The 15,410-nt window shown below is 43.6% G+C and carries 12 protein-coding genes and 1 tRNA gene; 4 read left to right on the top strand and 9 right to left on the bottom strand.

The window, feature by feature from the left end:
* Nucleotide 1: 1 nt before the first annotated feature.
* The 5 genes from FTU90_RS06065 to hemE form a co-directional block, all read right to left on the bottom strand.
* The gene (locus tag FTU90_RS06065) at nucleotides 2–1,390 is read right to left on the bottom strand and encodes a diguanylate cyclase (RefSeq protein WP_180072051.1); all 1,389 of its coding nucleotides are present in this window, start codon (nucleotides 1,388–1,390) and stop codon (nucleotides 2–4) included.
* A gap of 163 nt (nucleotides 1,391–1,553) precedes the next feature.
* On the bottom strand, nucleotides 1,554–3,440 hold the full coding sequence (locus tag FTU90_RS06060) for a DUF4105 domain-containing protein (protein ID WP_180072050.1): 1,887 nt from the start codon (nucleotides 3,438–3,440) through the stop codon (nucleotides 1,554–1,556).
* Nucleotides 3,441–3,518: 78 nt separating this feature from the next.
* A complete protein-coding gene (locus FTU90_RS06055) occupies nucleotides 3,519–3,989 on the bottom strand; it encodes a DUF3015 family protein (protein WP_005096400.1) in 471 nt (156 codons plus the stop codon).
* Nucleotides 3,990–4,135: 146 nt separating this feature from the next.
* A complete protein-coding gene (locus tag FTU90_RS06050) occupies nucleotides 4,136–4,936 on the bottom strand; it encodes a DUF817 family protein (RefSeq protein ID WP_005171816.1) in 801 nt (266 codons plus the stop codon).
* 10 nt (nucleotides 4,937–4,946) lie between these two features.
* The gene (gene hemE, locus FTU90_RS06045) at nucleotides 4,947–6,017 is read right to left on the bottom strand and encodes a uroporphyrinogen decarboxylase (protein WP_074383035.1); all 1,071 of its coding nucleotides are present in this window, start codon (nucleotides 6,015–6,017) and stop codon (nucleotides 4,947–4,949) included.
* Between the two features lie 206 nt (nucleotides 6,018–6,223).
* Between hemE and FTU90_RS06040 the strand changes: the two genes are divergently transcribed.
* From FTU90_RS06040 to FTU90_RS06030, 3 genes are all read left to right on the top strand, one after another.
* Nucleotides 6,224–7,444, top strand: coding sequence for a L,D-transpeptidase family protein (locus tag FTU90_RS06040; RefSeq protein WP_180072049.1), 1,221 nt, complete (start codon nucleotides 6,224–6,226; stop codon nucleotides 7,442–7,444).
* Nucleotides 7,445–7,621: 177 nt separating this feature from the next.
* Nucleotides 7,622–8,320: a pirin-like bicupin family protein gene (locus FTU90_RS06035; protein ID WP_180072048.1), complete on the top strand. Its 699-nt coding sequence runs from the start codon at nucleotides 7,622–7,624 to the stop codon at nucleotides 8,318–8,320.
* Nucleotides 8,321–8,621: 301 nt separating this feature from the next.
* Nucleotides 8,622–9,593, top strand: a complete 972-nt coding sequence (locus tag FTU90_RS06030) for a class I SAM-dependent methyltransferase (protein ID WP_005096395.1) — start codon at nucleotides 8,622–8,624, stop codon at nucleotides 9,591–9,593.
* A gap of 130 nt (nucleotides 9,594–9,723) precedes the next feature.
* Here the strand turns inward: FTU90_RS06030 and FTU90_RS06025 are convergent.
* The 3 genes from FTU90_RS06025 to FTU90_RS06015 all read right to left on the bottom strand — a co-directional run bounded on the left by FTU90_RS06025 (nucleotide 9,724) and on the right by FTU90_RS06015 (nucleotide 12,431).
* Nucleotides 9,724–9,813, bottom strand: a tRNA-Ser gene (locus tag FTU90_RS06025).
* Between the two features lie 87 nt (nucleotides 9,814–9,900).
* Nucleotides 9,901–11,937, bottom strand: a complete 2,037-nt coding sequence (locus tag FTU90_RS06020) for an NADPH-dependent 2,4-dienoyl-CoA reductase (RefSeq protein ID WP_180072047.1) — start codon at nucleotides 11,935–11,937, stop codon at nucleotides 9,901–9,903.
* A 140-nt stretch (nucleotides 11,938–12,077) separates the two neighbouring features.
* Complete coding sequence (locus FTU90_RS06015) at nucleotides 12,078–12,431, bottom strand: hypothetical protein (RefSeq protein WP_100328770.1); 354 nt, start codon at nucleotides 12,429–12,431, stop codon at nucleotides 12,078–12,080.
* Nucleotides 12,432–12,679: 248 nt separating this feature from the next.
* Between FTU90_RS06015 and argG the strand changes: the two genes are divergently transcribed.
* Complete coding sequence (gene argG, locus FTU90_RS06010; RefSeq protein ID WP_100328771.1) at nucleotides 12,680–14,020, top strand: argininosuccinate synthase; 1,341 nt, start codon at nucleotides 12,680–12,682, stop codon at nucleotides 14,018–14,020.
* A 65-nt stretch (nucleotides 14,021–14,085) separates the two neighbouring features.
* Here argG and FTU90_RS06005 read toward each other — a convergent pair whose 3' ends face one another.
* The gene (locus FTU90_RS06005; protein ID WP_180072046.1) at nucleotides 14,086–15,366 is read right to left on the bottom strand and encodes a diguanylate cyclase; all 1,281 of its coding nucleotides are present in this window, start codon (nucleotides 15,364–15,366) and stop codon (nucleotides 14,086–14,088) included.
* Nucleotides 15,367–15,410: the final 44 nt, after the last annotated feature.

Here is a 15,410-nt window from a genome sequence, read left to right as displayed (position 1 = left end):
ATCATTGCTGCCCTACCGGATTTGAGGGCGACTGTGCCATATAGACCCGGTTACGACCGGTATTTTTCGCCATATACAGTGCGGCATCCGCAGCATCTAAAAATCGCTGATAATCCGGATGCGCGTCATAGAGCGTACATCCAATACTGATCGTGATTTTAAACTGTTGTCCTTGCGCGGTTTTAATCATGCCATTTTCAACATATTTACGAATACTTTCGGCAATACTTAAGGCACGTTGTTTATCTGTATCGACCAGCAACAATAAGAATTCTTCCCCACCGACCCGGAAGGCATAATCACTGCCCTGACTGTATTTTTGCAGCGCTTCGGCAATAAATTTAAGTGCCAGATCACCTGCGGCATGTCCAAATTTATCATTGATACTTTTAAAGAAATCGGCATCCATCGCAAGTAAAGACAAAGGCGTATGATTTTTACGGGAAAAGGTGATTTCACGGGAAATCACCGTATTTAAATAACGGCGATTTAACAACTGGGTCAATGAATCATTGCCTGATTCAATATATTCTGCAACCTGAAATAACTGATCGACCAGCAGTTGAATTTCACGGTTTAAGTCACGGATTTGTTGAATCAGCCCCAAGACATTATTTTTATCCGTACAATCCATAATGGTCTGATTAATTGCATCAATCTGATAAATCCGCTCAATGATTAAATCGACCTGGTCCGAACCGGTAAAAGCATAAGAGGCTTTATGGATAAACCATAAACCGAACTCGGATTTGGACAACATCGGATGCTTTAAATTGTCAGGGCTCGAAAAGACCTTAAACATCAGTTCATTTTCCCAGTCCAGCAATGAGCTGCGCTGTTTGTCTTTTTGTACCGCTACATCCTGCATGGCTGAAAAAACACGGTAACTGTGTTTGATTTCCTGATTCATGGCTGTTTTGGCTTCATAAGAACGGCACATGATTTCTGTGGCAAAGCCCATGATTTGCACAATATAACTGCAGGCGGTCAACATGCTGTTTTGAGAAGATGCTTGCAACAGTTCAAAAACCTTGCGTTCAATTTCGCGAACACCACGCATGATTAACCAAGAAGGTATACCGACCCGGGCATGTACATGTCCAACCATCGCCTGCTTTTGTACGGCTTGCACATAACTCTTGTTGATCGGTACGCTAAAACTTTCTGACAGCCATTGAATCAGGGTATTACGCAAACGCTGCTGAACCATCTGGTCGGTCAGGAACTGGGCCGATTCTTTTTCTAAGAGCATATTCTTATAGAATTCTTCGACCAGAATAACCGAATGTTCCTGAACAAAATGAAATGCATGCAATAGATCATCTGCTGAATAATTCTGACAGATCTGCTTCCATTGTTCGGCCAGCATTGCCATGCATTCATTATTCATACGACCCATTCCCCAAAACACTGCAATTTGTACTAACATTATGTGACAAATATAACAAAATTCGGGTACATTAACTAAAATATCGACAAGATTATTCCAATTATACTGATCGATGATTCACAGGAAAAGTTTCGTAAACTAGCCCTTAAAATATGTAAGCCGTTTAAAAATAACGGATCAGGCCCAAACTCCATTGATCCCAGTCTTTCGCCTGTTGTTGCTGATATTCCCAAGACAATCGAACTGCATTCTGTGCAGTAAAGGCATATTGCAATTGGGTATTTAGCTTCAGATGCCAGTGATGCGAATCTTCCCAATAAGGCAGTTCCACTTGCACCAGACTGTTGATCTGATCAGTCCAGATATTTTGACAGCCCAAAGTTGGCCCTGCTCCTACGCGCCAGCCCTGATCGAGTGCCTTTCCCGCCTGAAGGTGAGTTTGCATTTGTGCATAGCACAAATGTTCGCGGCTCGCATTTGCCCAACTATAGCCCGCTTGGGTCTTAAAACCGGCGATGCCATGCTGTTGCTCTTCGCTAAACTGGCCATGACGGTCTAAGGCTTCCTGTGTCCAGCCCAGATTAAAACCCCAAGATAAGGGCGTATTAAATGGATTAATCGGGTTATAGGAATTGACGGCCAGTAAATCCAGATGTTCCAGTTTGAGTTCACTATTACGATATTGTAATGCCCCATCCAGAAACAGCAGTTGTGTGCCGGTACGCAAACCACCCTGTGGATCGATTAAATCATGATAGGCCTGACGATGCCCAAGCTGAACAAAGGATTCGCCCTGAACCTGTCCGGCCTCAAAACTGATATTTCGTGCATGATGACTTTGTACTGGATCTGTTTTCGGACGCTCAGGTGCTTGACGCTGTTTCTCGATAGCCAGCTGACTTCTTAAGCCCAATAGCTTGCGAAAACGTGGCTGGGCAAAGGACTCATCTACTTTCTGTCTGAGAAAATCCAGATATAGATGATCATAGGCCATTTCCAGCACTTTGGCCTGATTCTCTGCCGGATAAGTTTGCAACATTGAAGGCATGGTATCTGTTTCTGCATAAGCCAGCTGATGAGCCTTTTTTGCCAAAGCTTTGCCATGCTGTCTGGATTGAGCCAGCAACTGTGTTTCCAGGGCAGGACGATAAACTTTCTGTTTGATCAAGCCCTGCTGTTCTACCACTTTCAAGGTTTCGATCGGAATGGCAGTCGAATTAAACTGTTTTTGTAAATTTAACTCAGGACGCACCAGATCAAATAGCCCCAGCAGGCGATAAGCACAATTATCATTGATAAAATAATAAGGGAAACTCACCTTTTGCATTTCCCAAAGATGCTGCACCAGAAACCGGGTCTCTTGCGGCGTTAAATTTAATTCATATTCCCATAAATCCCGGCTTTCAAAGTCGCCATATTCTTTGACCTTGCGATAATATGGCATCAGGGAATATTCACCCGGATATTGTCCGGTCAGCCCTTTCCAGGCAAATGACCAATTGTCATTGCTATCGACGGTTGCGGCATAGTTGACGGCATAGGAAATCAGGTTGAGCTGCTGTTGATCTTTGGGATCTAGACGCAACAAGGTATGCCCGAACATCGAACTGGGATTACCCATAAAATCTGTGGCATAAATCAGCGTGGCCTGATAGGGCTTGACCTCAGCAATCCATTGATCAAAATCCGGACAACTCACTTCAGGCAATTGCTGTTCGGAAATATCCAGCTGCTGCATTAACCAGCTGCTTCGGGCCGGAAACTTACAACGGATGGACTGATTCGGTTCTGCACTGCCAAATAAGGCCTGAATATTATGCTGTATTTCTTTTTTGAGATCAGTCTTTCCCTGCTCTACCAGAAAATAGCCTGAATAATCGACCTCGCTGTGGCCTTTAGAATTGGCATACATCAGACGCTGCCAGGTGGTGCTCTGATCCAGACGTTTGCTTTTGGCCTGATCGAGATAATGCTGGATATCTGGATTAATTTCGTTTGAAAAACTTAAGGGACTGAAGGCCAGACCCAACATGAAGAACGCATATTTCATTCAGTTAACTTATTCTCGTCAATTTCTTTGAGTCATAAGAAAAACCCTGCCAGAGCAGCAGGGTTTTCAAAGTGCGGATCAGATATAAGATTTCAATACTTCATCTTTGGCCATCACTGTTTGTAATGAACTCAGAACTTGAAGGGTATTCTGGTTTTGTTCGGAATAGATTTCAGAAAAATTCTGCTTGGAAATGTTAAAAAAATGGCCTTTGTCTTCAGATTTGATATTCAGAAGTTCAGCCAGAACATTCAGGCTTTCACCTTCACCCACTGCCATATCACGCGCCAGTGCTTCAGCATTTTCATTGGTAAAAGTCACCACTTGAGCGGTGACTGTTCCACCCTGGCTACAACCCAAAGTACCAAACGTGATCCCGAGCCATTGATTCGTGAAAAGAACGTTGGTGGTACCTGCTAAAAGTTTAGGAATAATACCAGTCTGACCGGCCCACACCTGACTTCCGATACCACAGCCGACATCTCGGTCAGCCATTGCCATACTTGAACCAGTCGCTAATACTGCCGCCAGCATAATTTTTTTCAACATACTTATTCTCCAGTTATTCTCATGCAATCTTTGTTATTACTCTCATTATGTAATTTGACTTACACACTCAGCAGAGTAGCGATAAGTCAGGTTTGGTGCAATCGAAAAAATGCATGCTTTACATAAACATAACCTGAATAATTCCATTACTCTTTCAGCGTCCAGTCGCCCTGTAAATTGCGCTGCCCTAAAATCTTCAGTACCAAGACCAGACTCAGCAATAACAACAAATACCAGGACCCGAGTTTGCCCCAGCCCACCATATGCCATTGTTCAATCTGACTTGGATAGAGCCAGATCTGATAAAAGGTACTAATGTTCTCGGCAATCCAGATGATAAAGGCCAGCAGCAGCAAGATCGGTAACATTGGCAACTGAAAAGCGTGCTGATTCAACTGAAAACGAATTTTAGTTTTCCAGAACATCAGCACGCTCCAGACAAATAAAAGCATGCGATAGTCAGGAATAAAAAACTTGCTCATAAAGTTGATATAAGACAACACCGCCAGCAGTAACATATGGCGAAAGCCTGGCAACTTTTCAAATGAGACCTGATATAAACGCAAGGAACGCGCAAAAAAACTGCCGACCGCAGAATACATAAAACCGGCAAATAAAGGCACGGTCATAATTTTAAAGATTGCCGGTTGTGGATAATACCAGGAGGCAATCGCAGGATGGGTCAGAAAGATTTCCATCACCATGGCCATGAGATGAAATAGCGCAATCACTTTGGCTTCGGCCCAGGATTCCAGCTTGGTATAAAGCAGCAACACCTGAATGAGCAGGGCAAAAAATAACAGATAGTCATAACGGTAAAAACCGTAAAACAGATCACTGCCCATGGCAGCAGTGAGTGCAAACGCCAGCAGGAGCAGAATCCCGAATAAGGCAGCCGAAGCTGCCTTATAGGTAAATTCAAACCCTGATTTGAATAGATCGATCAAGGTTTAAATCCTAAAGATATTTAGCACTATACTCATGTACGGTATCAATAAAGGCTTTTGGATTGGCTGGATCGACCCACTGGGTAATGCCGTGGCCGAGGTTTGCTACATAACCGGTTTTTTCACCATTGGCATAAGCATCATCCAGCATGGCTTTGGTCGCCTTAATAATAGTTTCCGATGAACCATATAAAGTCGCAGGATCCAGGTTACCCTGAAGCGCAGCACGACCCGCAACGGTTTGACGTGCTACATCCAGTGGTGTGGTCCAGTCCAGACCAAAGGCATCTGCGCCTGTAGCGATCATCGGTTCTAACCACTGACCGCCACCTTTGGTAAACAGAATTACTGGAATCTTGCGGCCATCTTTTTCACGGTGCAAGCCAGCAACAATCTTCTTCATATAGTTGAGCGAAAATTCGATATATTCACGATGCGCCAGTGCGCCGCCCCAACTATCAAAAATCTGTACCGCTTGTGCACCTGCATCAATCTGCGCATTCAGATAATCAATCACGGCATCGGCTAGACGTTCCAGCAAAGCATGCAGCACTTCAGGCTGTGCATACATCATATTTTTGGTGAAACGGAAATCCTTGCTTGAACCACCTTCCACCATATAAGTCGCCAAGGTCCACGGACTGCCAGAGAAACCGATCAGAGGAACCTGGCCACCCAAGGCCGAACGAATGGTCGACACTGCATTCATCACATAATCCAGATCCGATTTTGCATTAAAGGCCGGCAGATTTGCGACATCCTGCTCGGTACGGACAGTTTTATGAAATTTAGGCCCTTCACCCACTTCAAAATACAATCCTAAACCTAAAGCATCAGGCACTGTCAAAATGTCAGAGAACAAAATCGCGGCGTCCAGATCATAACGGCGTAAAGGCTGTAAGGTCACTTCACAGGCCAGTTCAGTATTTTTGCAAAGAGAAAGGAAATCTCCTGCCTGAGCACGCGTTGCGCGATATTCTGGTAAATAACGGCCCGCCTGACGCATCATCCATACCGGAGTGGCATCTACAGGTTCACGCAACAAGGCGCGCAGAAAACGATCATTTTTTAAGGTCGTCATTTACTTTCCTATCTATCTTTGATATTCGCCATATCATAACAAAAAGGTTGTATTTTTAATAACTTCTGCTGACTTTAAAAACCGATCAGCTTAAGCGACCAAATGTGATGTTTTACACAAAACAACTACTGCATCTCCACATTTTTTCTGTAATACTTATAGTGTTTTTTCACATTTTTAAAGAAATAATTTTAAGGTTGATTTACATGTTCGTTCGCACAATGCTCACTGTGAGTTTAGGTTGCATTTTCGCAGGTACTGTTTTTGCTGCGTCTACTGCTGAACAACCATTGAACCCGCAAGTTGTTACCGATGTTTCAGTCCAGGATCCAATTGATCCACTCGCGACTGAAGCTTCAGCCGCCCAAGCACCGGCTGAAGCCAAAATTACGGCACAAGAACAACAAGACTTAAATCAGGCCTCTGAAGCACTGAATGAGCTACAAGATACCGAAGACCAATCTGCTGATATTGGTGCAACGCCAAATACCAAGGCCCCGACGAACTCTGCTGCGACCAAAGCTTCGTGGACTTTAGACGGCTTAAACAATGCCCAGTGGTATGAAAACATTGGTGCAGGTCAATTTCCGGTCTACGCACGTGCACATGTCATGCTCAACAATGCCCACGCTTCACCGGGTGCGATTGATGGTACCAGCGGCAAGAACACACTGAAAGCAATTGCCTCTTTCCAGCAAATGAATGGCATCAAGCCAAATGGCGTACTGACGCAGGAAACCTGGGACAAACTGGTGGCACGTCAGGGTTCCAAGCCGACCTTTGTAGAGTACACCATTACTGAAAAAGATCTGGCAGGACCATTTGCCAAATCGATTCCTTCAGATTATGCGCTACAGGCGAAAATGAAAGGTTTGTACTACACCAGCGCATCTGAAATGCTCAGTGAAAAGTTCCATATGGATGAAAACTTCCTGAAGAAGTTGAATCCAGGTGCTAATTTTAACAAAGTCGGCCAAAAGATTCTGGTGACCAATGTTCGTAATGAGCTACCAGAAGGTATTCACTTGATTGTTGCACATAAAGGTGCCAAACAACTGTACTTATTTAACAGTAAAAATCAAATGATCGGCTCATTCCCTGCCAGTATCGGCAATACTAGTACGCCTTCACCAACGGGTACTTATAAAATCACCGGCGTTGCACCAAATCCTTGGTATAGCTACTCGCCAAGTAACTTTGTTCAAGGTAAAAACACCAAACCACTGTCTCTACCACCAGGTCCAAACGGCCCGGTCGGTAATGTCTGGATTGGTCTCAACAAAAAATCATTTGGTATTCACGGCACACCGAATCCGTCCATGATTTCTAAATCCTATTCACACGGTTGTATCCGTCTGACCAACTGGGATGCCAATGATCTTGGCCGTAAAGTCAAATCTGGCGTAACTGTTCGTTTCCTGGAATAATGATCCGTAAAATGCTTTGAATAAAATGGCCCGCTTTTCAGTGGGCTTTTTTATGACTTGATTTTAAGCTGATATATCGTTGCAAAAATGCAATGATATGTCGCCTATTTGAGATTTTTTTGAGCTTAAAACAACAGTATGATGATCTCAAGTTGAAAATAAGATCGAGATGAAATCATGAAGGCTTTTCTACATCCTAGCGAAAATCGTGGTCATGTAAAAATGGGCTGGCTGGAGTCTAAGCACAGCTTCTCATTTGGTAACTGGTATGATCCCAAGTATATGGGGATCAGTGCCTTACGTGTTATTAATGACGATTTAATCGCTGGGCATCAGGGTTTTGGAACCCATCCCCATGACAATATGGAAATCCTGACCTGCGTACTGAAAGGCACCATTACTCATCAGGACAGCATGGGCAATCATGGCGGCATTGCTGCCGGTGAATGGCAGCTCATGAGTGCCGGAACAGGTATTCGTCATAGTGAAATGAATCAGGGCAATGAGCGGGTACATTTACTGCAAATCTGGATTATTCCCAATGAACAGGATGCCAAACCGAATTATCAGCAAATTCGTCTGGATCCGCATGAGCAGCCTAACCATTGGCATTTAATTTGTGGACCGAATGACAATGCGCCGATGCATATTCGTCAGAATGCTGAAGTCAAAACTGCGGTAATTCAGCAAGGTCAAAGTTTGCAAGTGCAGGCCACCCAGCAGATCAATTATATTCATGTAGTTTCTGGCACTGTGCAGATTGCAGAACATAGAGTTGAGGCGGGTGGTGCAATTGCTTTTCTGGATGACTCAGCGATTCAAGCCATCGATGATGCGCAAGTGATCTGGTTTGATTTACCAGAAGTGCCTCACTAAGTTTTAAGGCTCTCACCCATCATGGCTATTAATCACTTTGATGAATAGCCATTTTTTATGAATCGAGAATAAAAGCAGACAGAAGCTTTATCAGAAGATAATTTTTTAAAAACAGCTATAAAAATCACACCAATTCACATCAGTTTTTTACTTAAAATTCTGGCATTTCAGGCGAAGATGAAGCTGATTCATTTCTATTGAATGAACGCATCGCGAATGGCTGATCTGGTCATGGTCTTATATGGGATTCAACGTCTATCCAGCTTTGTATTGATTTTAAATAAACCAAAGAGCAACGCTTATGAACCAGATTTTAGAAATTCAGAATCACCAGCAACATGCTCTGCATTTTTTACTAGCGTTTTTAAAACAACAAAACTATCAGTTCACAGCCATTACCCCGTTGTCGCATCAACGGATTTTAGATCGTAAAAGAAACGAGAAAAATCAGGAAATAACCCTGCAGGATATATTTGGCTGGAATCTGGAATTTAGCAAAACCGATCTTGATCCGGTTCTTTTTTCCTTGCTGGCAAAACAGCAACTTCTACAGGTTCAGGATGAGCAATACACCAGTCTGGTCAGAGTCGCTTCACTGGAAGGTGAACTCTTTATTCACTCTTCCTTTCCGACCACACAACAGGATGCTGTTTTTTTTGGTCCCGATACTTATCGCTTTGTCTATCATCTCAAGCAATATCTAGCCACCGAACCTCGCCCTTTCAAACGGGCTGCTGAAATATGCTGTGGCACCTCTGCTGCTGCCATCAGTATCGCCAAATACTTTCCGGATCATGAGGAAATCTTTGTAGCAGATCTAAACCCCAAAGCCTTGCTCTATAGTCAGCTCAACATTGATTTTTCGGGTTTTGCTTCAATCTCTCCTGTACAGAGCAATTTATTTTCCAATCTTGAAGGTCAGTTTGACCTGATTTTTGCCAATCCACCTTATTTAATTGATCCTGAGCAACGGCAATATCGACACGGAGGTAATGAGCTCGATGGCAATGAATTATCTTTTAAAATTATAAAACAAGGCCTGCAAAGGCTAAATTCAGGCGGCCGTTTATTTTTATATACCGGCGCTACCATCACACGAAATGGCAATCGATTTTTACAGTATCTGCAAGACCTGATGCAGCAGCATCAAAATATTCACTGGTCTTATGAGGAAATTGATCCGGATATTTTTGGTGAAGAATTAGAGCAACCTGCTTATCAGCATGTGGAAAGAATTGCTCTGGCTCTGATTAAGATTGAAGTATGCGATTGAAGAATATCTGTTTATAAATTATCGACTTTTTAAATATCGAACCTCTTTAAGATCCGTTTATTTTAAATCATTCTGTAAAATTCATCAGCAATAAAAAAACCCCAATCTTTCGATTGGGGTTTTTAAAATTTGGCGGAAGCGGTGAGATTCGAACTCACGGAGGACTCACACCCTCGTCGGTTTTCAAGACCGGTGCATTAAACCGCTCTGCCACGCTTCCATGGGCGCAATAATACGGCGCTTTTATGTAACTGACAAGTGAAAGTTACAGTGAATCTGATTAACTGCATATAGTTTCATCAAATCCCTACAATTTGGCGGCCAATTCGGCTCCTTCACGAATGGCACGCTTGGCATCCAGCTCGGCAGCCAGTTTAGCCCCACCAATAATATGATATTGTGCCAAGGTATTTTCCCCGGCAAGTGGCATCAAATCTTTTACCGACTCCTGTCCTGCACACACCACAATACTATCCACACGCAATAATTGAGCGTGGCCATCCACCTCAATCCATAAGCCTTCATCGGTAACAGATTTATATTGCACACCGCGCAACATGCGCACCGCGTGTTTTTTTAATTGGGCACGATGTACCCAGCCTGAAGTCTTGCCTAGGCCTGCGCCAAGCAGTGTCTTTTTACGTTGTAATAAATAAATTTCACGAATAGGTGCTTCAATTTCTGCACCTTGCATGCCGCCTTCACTGACATAATTTGGATTCGGGTCTACACCCCATTCACGTTTCCATTCATTCACAGGTTGCGGCTGTACCTGATGCGGCGGCTTTAACAAAAACTCGGACACATCAAAACCAATACCGCCTGCACCAATGACTGCAACACGATCTCCGACTGGCGCACCGCGTAGTACTTCTGCATAAGACAAGACTTGCGGTGCCTGACTGCCTTCGATCTTAAGCGCTCGCGGCACGACACCAGTCGCGACAATGACTTCATCAAAACCTTCACGTTCCAGCTGTTCACGGTTCACTTGGGTATTTAATCGCACATCAACGCCGGTTTTTTCCAATTGGACTTTAAAATAACGAATCGTTTCGTGAAACTCTTCTTTCCCCGGAATGACTTTAGCCAGATTAAACTGTCCACCCACTTCATGACTGGCCTCAAACAGCGTCACATCATGCCCGCGACTGGCTGCGACTGTGGCCGCAGACAGCCCTGCAACACCACCACCGACCACTGCAATACTTTTGGCTTTTTTGGTTTTGACATAGACCAGTTCGGTTTCATAGCCGGCACGTGGATTGACCAGACAGGTTGCGCGCTGGTTTTTAAAGGTATGATCCAGACAGGCCTGATTACAGGCAATACAGGTATTGATTTCATCAACACGATTGGTCGCGGTTTTATTGACCCAGAAGGCATCTGCCAAGAATGGACGTGCCATCTGCACCATGTCTGCCTGGCCGGAAGCCAGAATTTCTTCAGCAGTATCTGGCATATTGATCCGGTTCGATGCAATGACCGGCACCGCCACGTGCTTTTTCACTTCAGCGGTATAATCGACAAAAGCTGCACGCGGTACAGAAGTCACAATGGTGGGAATACGTGCTTCATGCCAGCCAATACCGGTATTGAGTAAAGTAATCCCCGCCTTTTCCAAAGCTTTAGCCACGGTAATCACATCTTGCATGGTATTGCCATCATGTACCAGATCCAGAAGCGACAAACGGAAACAGATAATAAATTTTTCGCCAATTTCCTCACGAATCGCTTTGACAATTTCTACGGCAAAACGCATCCGGTTTTCGATCGGGCCACCCCAACGGTCAGCACGCTGATTGACATGCCGGCTTAAAAACTGATTCAGCAAATAGCCTTCAGAACCCATGATTTCTACGCCATCATAGCCGGCTTTTTTGGCAATACTGGCCGTTCTGACATAATCCTGAATGGTATTCAGAATCTGTTTATCTGACATTTCACGTGGTTTAAAGGGAGAAATCGGCGACTTGATCGGGCTGGCCGAGACCACAAAAGGCTGATAGCCATAACGTCCGGCATGCAGAATCTGCAACAGAATTTTGGCACCATGCTTATGCACTGCATGCGTCACCAAACGATGCGGCGCAATGTCCCCCAAAGTATTCATGGTACCGCCCGCCGGTAACAACCAGCCTTGACGGTTGGGCGATATTCCACCCGTAATCAGCAGACCTGCGCCACCCTTTGCACGCTCACCAAAATACGCAGCCAGTTTGGGATAATTATAAAAACGATCTTCTAGGCCAGTATGCATCGACCCCATCACCACCCGGTTCTTAATGGTGGTAAAACCCAAATGCAGTGGCTTTAAAATGTTGGCATAGCGCGTCGTAGTCATAACAAATCTCTGATTATATTTGGCTGAGCAAGTCATTCCCTTACTTTAACTGATTTTCAGTGGCTTTTTATGACCCGGAGTTCAGCATTTTCAGGCACAAATATCAATCTTTAGAAGAGGATCACTTTCTATTTGGCGGATTAATCCTGCCATTGTCGCGCGCTAGATTTCCATAATGCAATCACGCCCAATACTGTACCAATCGGAAAACTCAGGAGCATCAGGATGGCCATAATTCTGGATAAAGTCCGTCCTGAACCATTGCCCTGTTTGACTTTGATGCTGGCCTGTATATTAAAAAATACCAGGCCGCCTAAAAGCAGCAGCACCATACCTAAACTCAGCGTAGAAATACTGGCTTGCTGATATTCCAGATATAAAAATACCAGTATACTAAAACCAATCAGACCGGCATAAATCCCATGCAACAGTGCCAGCGTTTCATTCTTGGTTTTAGGATTTAAATTAGGTAAGGGTGGGATATGAGTCGCCATGCATTTATTCCTGTTTTATCTGAGTTTTTAACTTTATTCGGCTGAATATAGCGAATTTTTACTTTTTTAGCAGGATTCTGCTCAAAATCGTGCGATTTATGATTATTTAAGCCTATTGAATATAGATTTTAAAACGAGTTTTTCTTTTCTAAAGCAAACCTAAATAAATTAATGATACAATTGAGAGAATATGTATTTTTTCAGGCCACCAATTCTGGCGTGCCTATTTCATATCATTAGGATGAACAATGTCTGATAATGCAACTATCTTGCAGAATGTCCCAGTAGGTAAAAAAGTTGGTATTGCCTTCTCTGGTGGTCTAGATACTTCTGCTGCTCTTTTGTGGATGAAACAAAAAGGCGCTGAACCTTATGCTTACACAGCGAACTTGGGTCAGCCAGACGAAGACGATTACGATGCGATTCCAAAAAAAGCTGAAGCTTATGGCGCAGTAAAAGCACGCTTAATCGACTGCCGTTTACAGCTTGCATTAGAAGGTATTGCTGCAATTCAATGTGGCGCGTTCCACATTTCAACTGGCGGTGTTCCTTACTTTAATACGACTCCTCTTGGTCGTGCTGTTACAGGTACCATGCTTGTCACTGCCATGAAAGAAGATGACGTCAATATTTGGGGTGACGGTTCTACTTACAAAGGTAACGACATTGAACGTTTTTACCGTTATGGTTTGTTGACCAACCCTGCGCTTAAAATTTACAAGCCTTGGCTAGACCAAACCTTTATCGATGAGCTTGGCGGCCGTGCAGAAATGTCGCAGTTCCTGATCGACAACGGTTTTGACTATAAAATGTCAAAAGAAAAAGCCTACTCAACAGATTCAAACATGTTGGGTGCGACCCATGAAGCCAAAGATCTTGAATACCTGAATGCGGGCATCAAAATCGTGGATCCAATCATGGGCGTTGCCTTCTGGAAAGATGACGTAGAAGTTAAAGCTGAAGAAGTATCGATTACTTTTGAAGAAGGTTTCCCTGTTGCGATCAACGGTCAACGTATCGAAGATCCAGTTGAATTCATTCTTGAAGCAAACCGTATCGGTGGCCGTCATGGTCTAGGTATGTCGGATCAAATCGAAAACCGTATTATCGAAGCAAAATCTCGCGGTATTTATGAAGCTCCGGGTATGGCGCTGCTTCATATTGCTTACGAGCGTCTTGTGACCGGTATTCATAACGAAGATACCATCGAACAATACCGCATCAACGGTTTACGTTTAGGCCGTTTGTTGTACCAAGGCCGTTGGTTCGATTCTCAAGCGCTGATGTTGCGTGAAACTTCACAGCGTTGGGTGGCTAAAGCCGTGACCGGTACTGTGACTTTAGAACTGCGTCGTGGTAATGATTACACCATCATGAACACTGAGTCGCCTAACCTGACCTATGAAGCTGAGCGCTTGACCATGGAGAAAGGTGATTCTATGTTCTCTCCAATGGATCGTATTGGTCAGTTGACCATGCGTAATCTGGACATTACCGATACCCGCGCAAAACTTGGCATCTATACAGAAACTGGTTTGCTTGCAGTGGGTACAGCATCTGCAGTGCCACAACTGAAAGACAAAAACTAAGTTTTGTTTTTGTTAAAAAACCGCTCTTGATGAGCGGTTTTTTTATGGATAGTTGTTCTTGATGTTTAAAGCATCGAGCCATTGGCGGTATCTGAGTTGACGGAACGAAGTGATTGATAATAAATCTGATTGCGCCCAAGCTGCTTGGCACGATACAACGCCTGATCTGCAATTCCCAATAATATATCTTTATCAGTATATGTTTCACCACGATAGACGGTAATGCCTAAACTGATGGTAATATGTTTCGCAACCAAAGATTTTTCATGGGGAATTTCCAGACGGTCAATCGCCTTGAAAATATTTGAAGCTACGGCATAAGCACCATGTGCATCTGTTTCTGGCAATAACACAACAAACTCTTCCCCGCCATAACGCGCCACAAAGTCCATATGACGGATCGCATTCTTGATGGTTCTGGCAATGGTTGAAATAACATCATCGCCTTTCTGATGCCCATAAAAATCATTATAGTTTTTAAAAAAGTCCACATCGATAAACAGAATCGCCAAGGCAGTGTCTTCACGACGGGCCCGTTCAAAATACACTTCAAGCGTTTCATCGAAGGTTCTCCGATTGGAAATCTTGGTCAGTTCATCATACTGGCTTAAATGTAATAATTCAGTGGTATGAATACGCTGGATCTGCTCACTGATTCTGGCCCGGATACTATATAAAAAAATCACACGCTCACGCGCGAAAATCATATGACTAATTACATAACCCAGTAAGCAACTCCCAATCAGAATTCGCCCAAAAACCAGCGGATTAAAGTCTATGGCCATGATTGATAATACAATAATGGTCGTTGCTGCAGCGACCAGTCCGGTGACCAGCATCTGTACAGGCTTAATACCGGTCAGGATATAACCCAGAATATAAATAATGGTGACGATTGCCATCGACTGGTGTTGTAACGCTGGGGTTTTAACCAACATCGTGATACAGGAAATCGACACCAGCATCCAGAATACCAGCAGCATTGAAGCTTGCGGAAAAAAGCGCTTGATCTTGGGTAAACAGGAAAACATATAAAAGAGAATTAATGACATACCGCCATTCAGTAGCCCGAACATAGACAGCACAAAATCATGCACGAAATATTCTTTACTGATAATCCAGTAATCTGTGGGGATCATCATCACCAGAAAAATAAAATAAGCCAATACCCCACCCCAAACATATTTTTCGACATGTTTGCGGGCACGTTCCAGATTTTTTGTCCAGAATTCCTGTTCCAGATGTTGAGGGAAGACCGGGCCTACACGCTGACTTTGGCGTGTAATTAATTCTTCTATGTTTTCCTTGTCATCTTGTAATTTCGCTAAACTGTACTTGTATTCCATTGCAAGTATTTATGTAATTTTTTTAGTAATTTTAAAATAACATA

Source organism: Acinetobacter sp. YH12200 (genome assembly GCF_013418175.1).
In the GTDB taxonomy this organism is placed as follows: domain Bacteria; phylum Pseudomonadota; class Gammaproteobacteria; order Pseudomonadales; family Moraxellaceae; genus Acinetobacter; species Acinetobacter pseudolwoffii.
The sequence above is the reverse complement of the archived record's forward strand: the minus strand, read 5'-3'. Positions and strand labels throughout refer to the sequence as shown.

What these genes read in the sequence shown, in the direction of transcription:
- FTU90_RS06065 (WP_180072051.1), bottom strand. Translation starts at nt 1,390, where the DNA reads ATGAATAATGAATGCATGGCAATGCTGGCCGAACAATGGAAGCAGATC.
- FTU90_RS06060 (WP_180072050.1), bottom strand. Translation starts at nt 3,440, where the DNA reads ATGAAATATGCGTTCTTCATGTTGGGTCTGGCCTTCAGTCCCTTAAGT.
- FTU90_RS06055 (WP_005096400.1), bottom strand. Translation starts at nt 3,989, where the DNA reads ATGTTGAAAAAAATTATGCTGGCGGCAGTATTAGCGACTGGTTCAAGT.
- hemE (WP_074383035.1), bottom strand. Translation starts at nt 6,017, where the DNA reads ATGACGACCTTAAAAAATGATCGTTTTCTGCGCGCCTTGTTGCGTGAA.
- FTU90_RS06040 (WP_180072049.1), top strand. Translation starts at nt 6,224, where the DNA reads ATGTTCGTTCGCACAATGCTCACTGTGAGTTTAGGTTGCATTTTCGCA.
- FTU90_RS06035 (WP_180072048.1), top strand. Translation starts at nt 7,622, where the DNA reads ATGAAGGCTTTTCTACATCCTAGCGAAAATCGTGGTCATGTAAAAATG.
- FTU90_RS06030 (WP_005096395.1), top strand. Translation starts at nt 8,622, where the DNA reads ATGAACCAGATTTTAGAAATTCAGAATCACCAGCAACATGCTCTGCAT.
- FTU90_RS06020 (WP_180072047.1), bottom strand. Translation starts at nt 11,937, where the DNA reads ATGACTACGACGCGCTATGCCAACATTTTAAAGCCACTGCATTTGGGT.
- FTU90_RS06015 (WP_100328770.1), bottom strand. Translation starts at nt 12,431, where the DNA reads ATGGCGACTCATATCCCACCCTTACCTAATTTAAATCCTAAAACCAAG.
- argG (WP_100328771.1), top strand. Translation starts at nt 12,680, where the DNA reads ATGTCTGATAATGCAACTATCTTGCAGAATGTCCCAGTAGGTAAAAAA.
- FTU90_RS06005 (WP_180072046.1), bottom strand. Translation starts at nt 15,366, where the DNA reads ATGGAATACAAGTACAGTTTAGCGAAATTACAAGATGACAAGGAAAAC.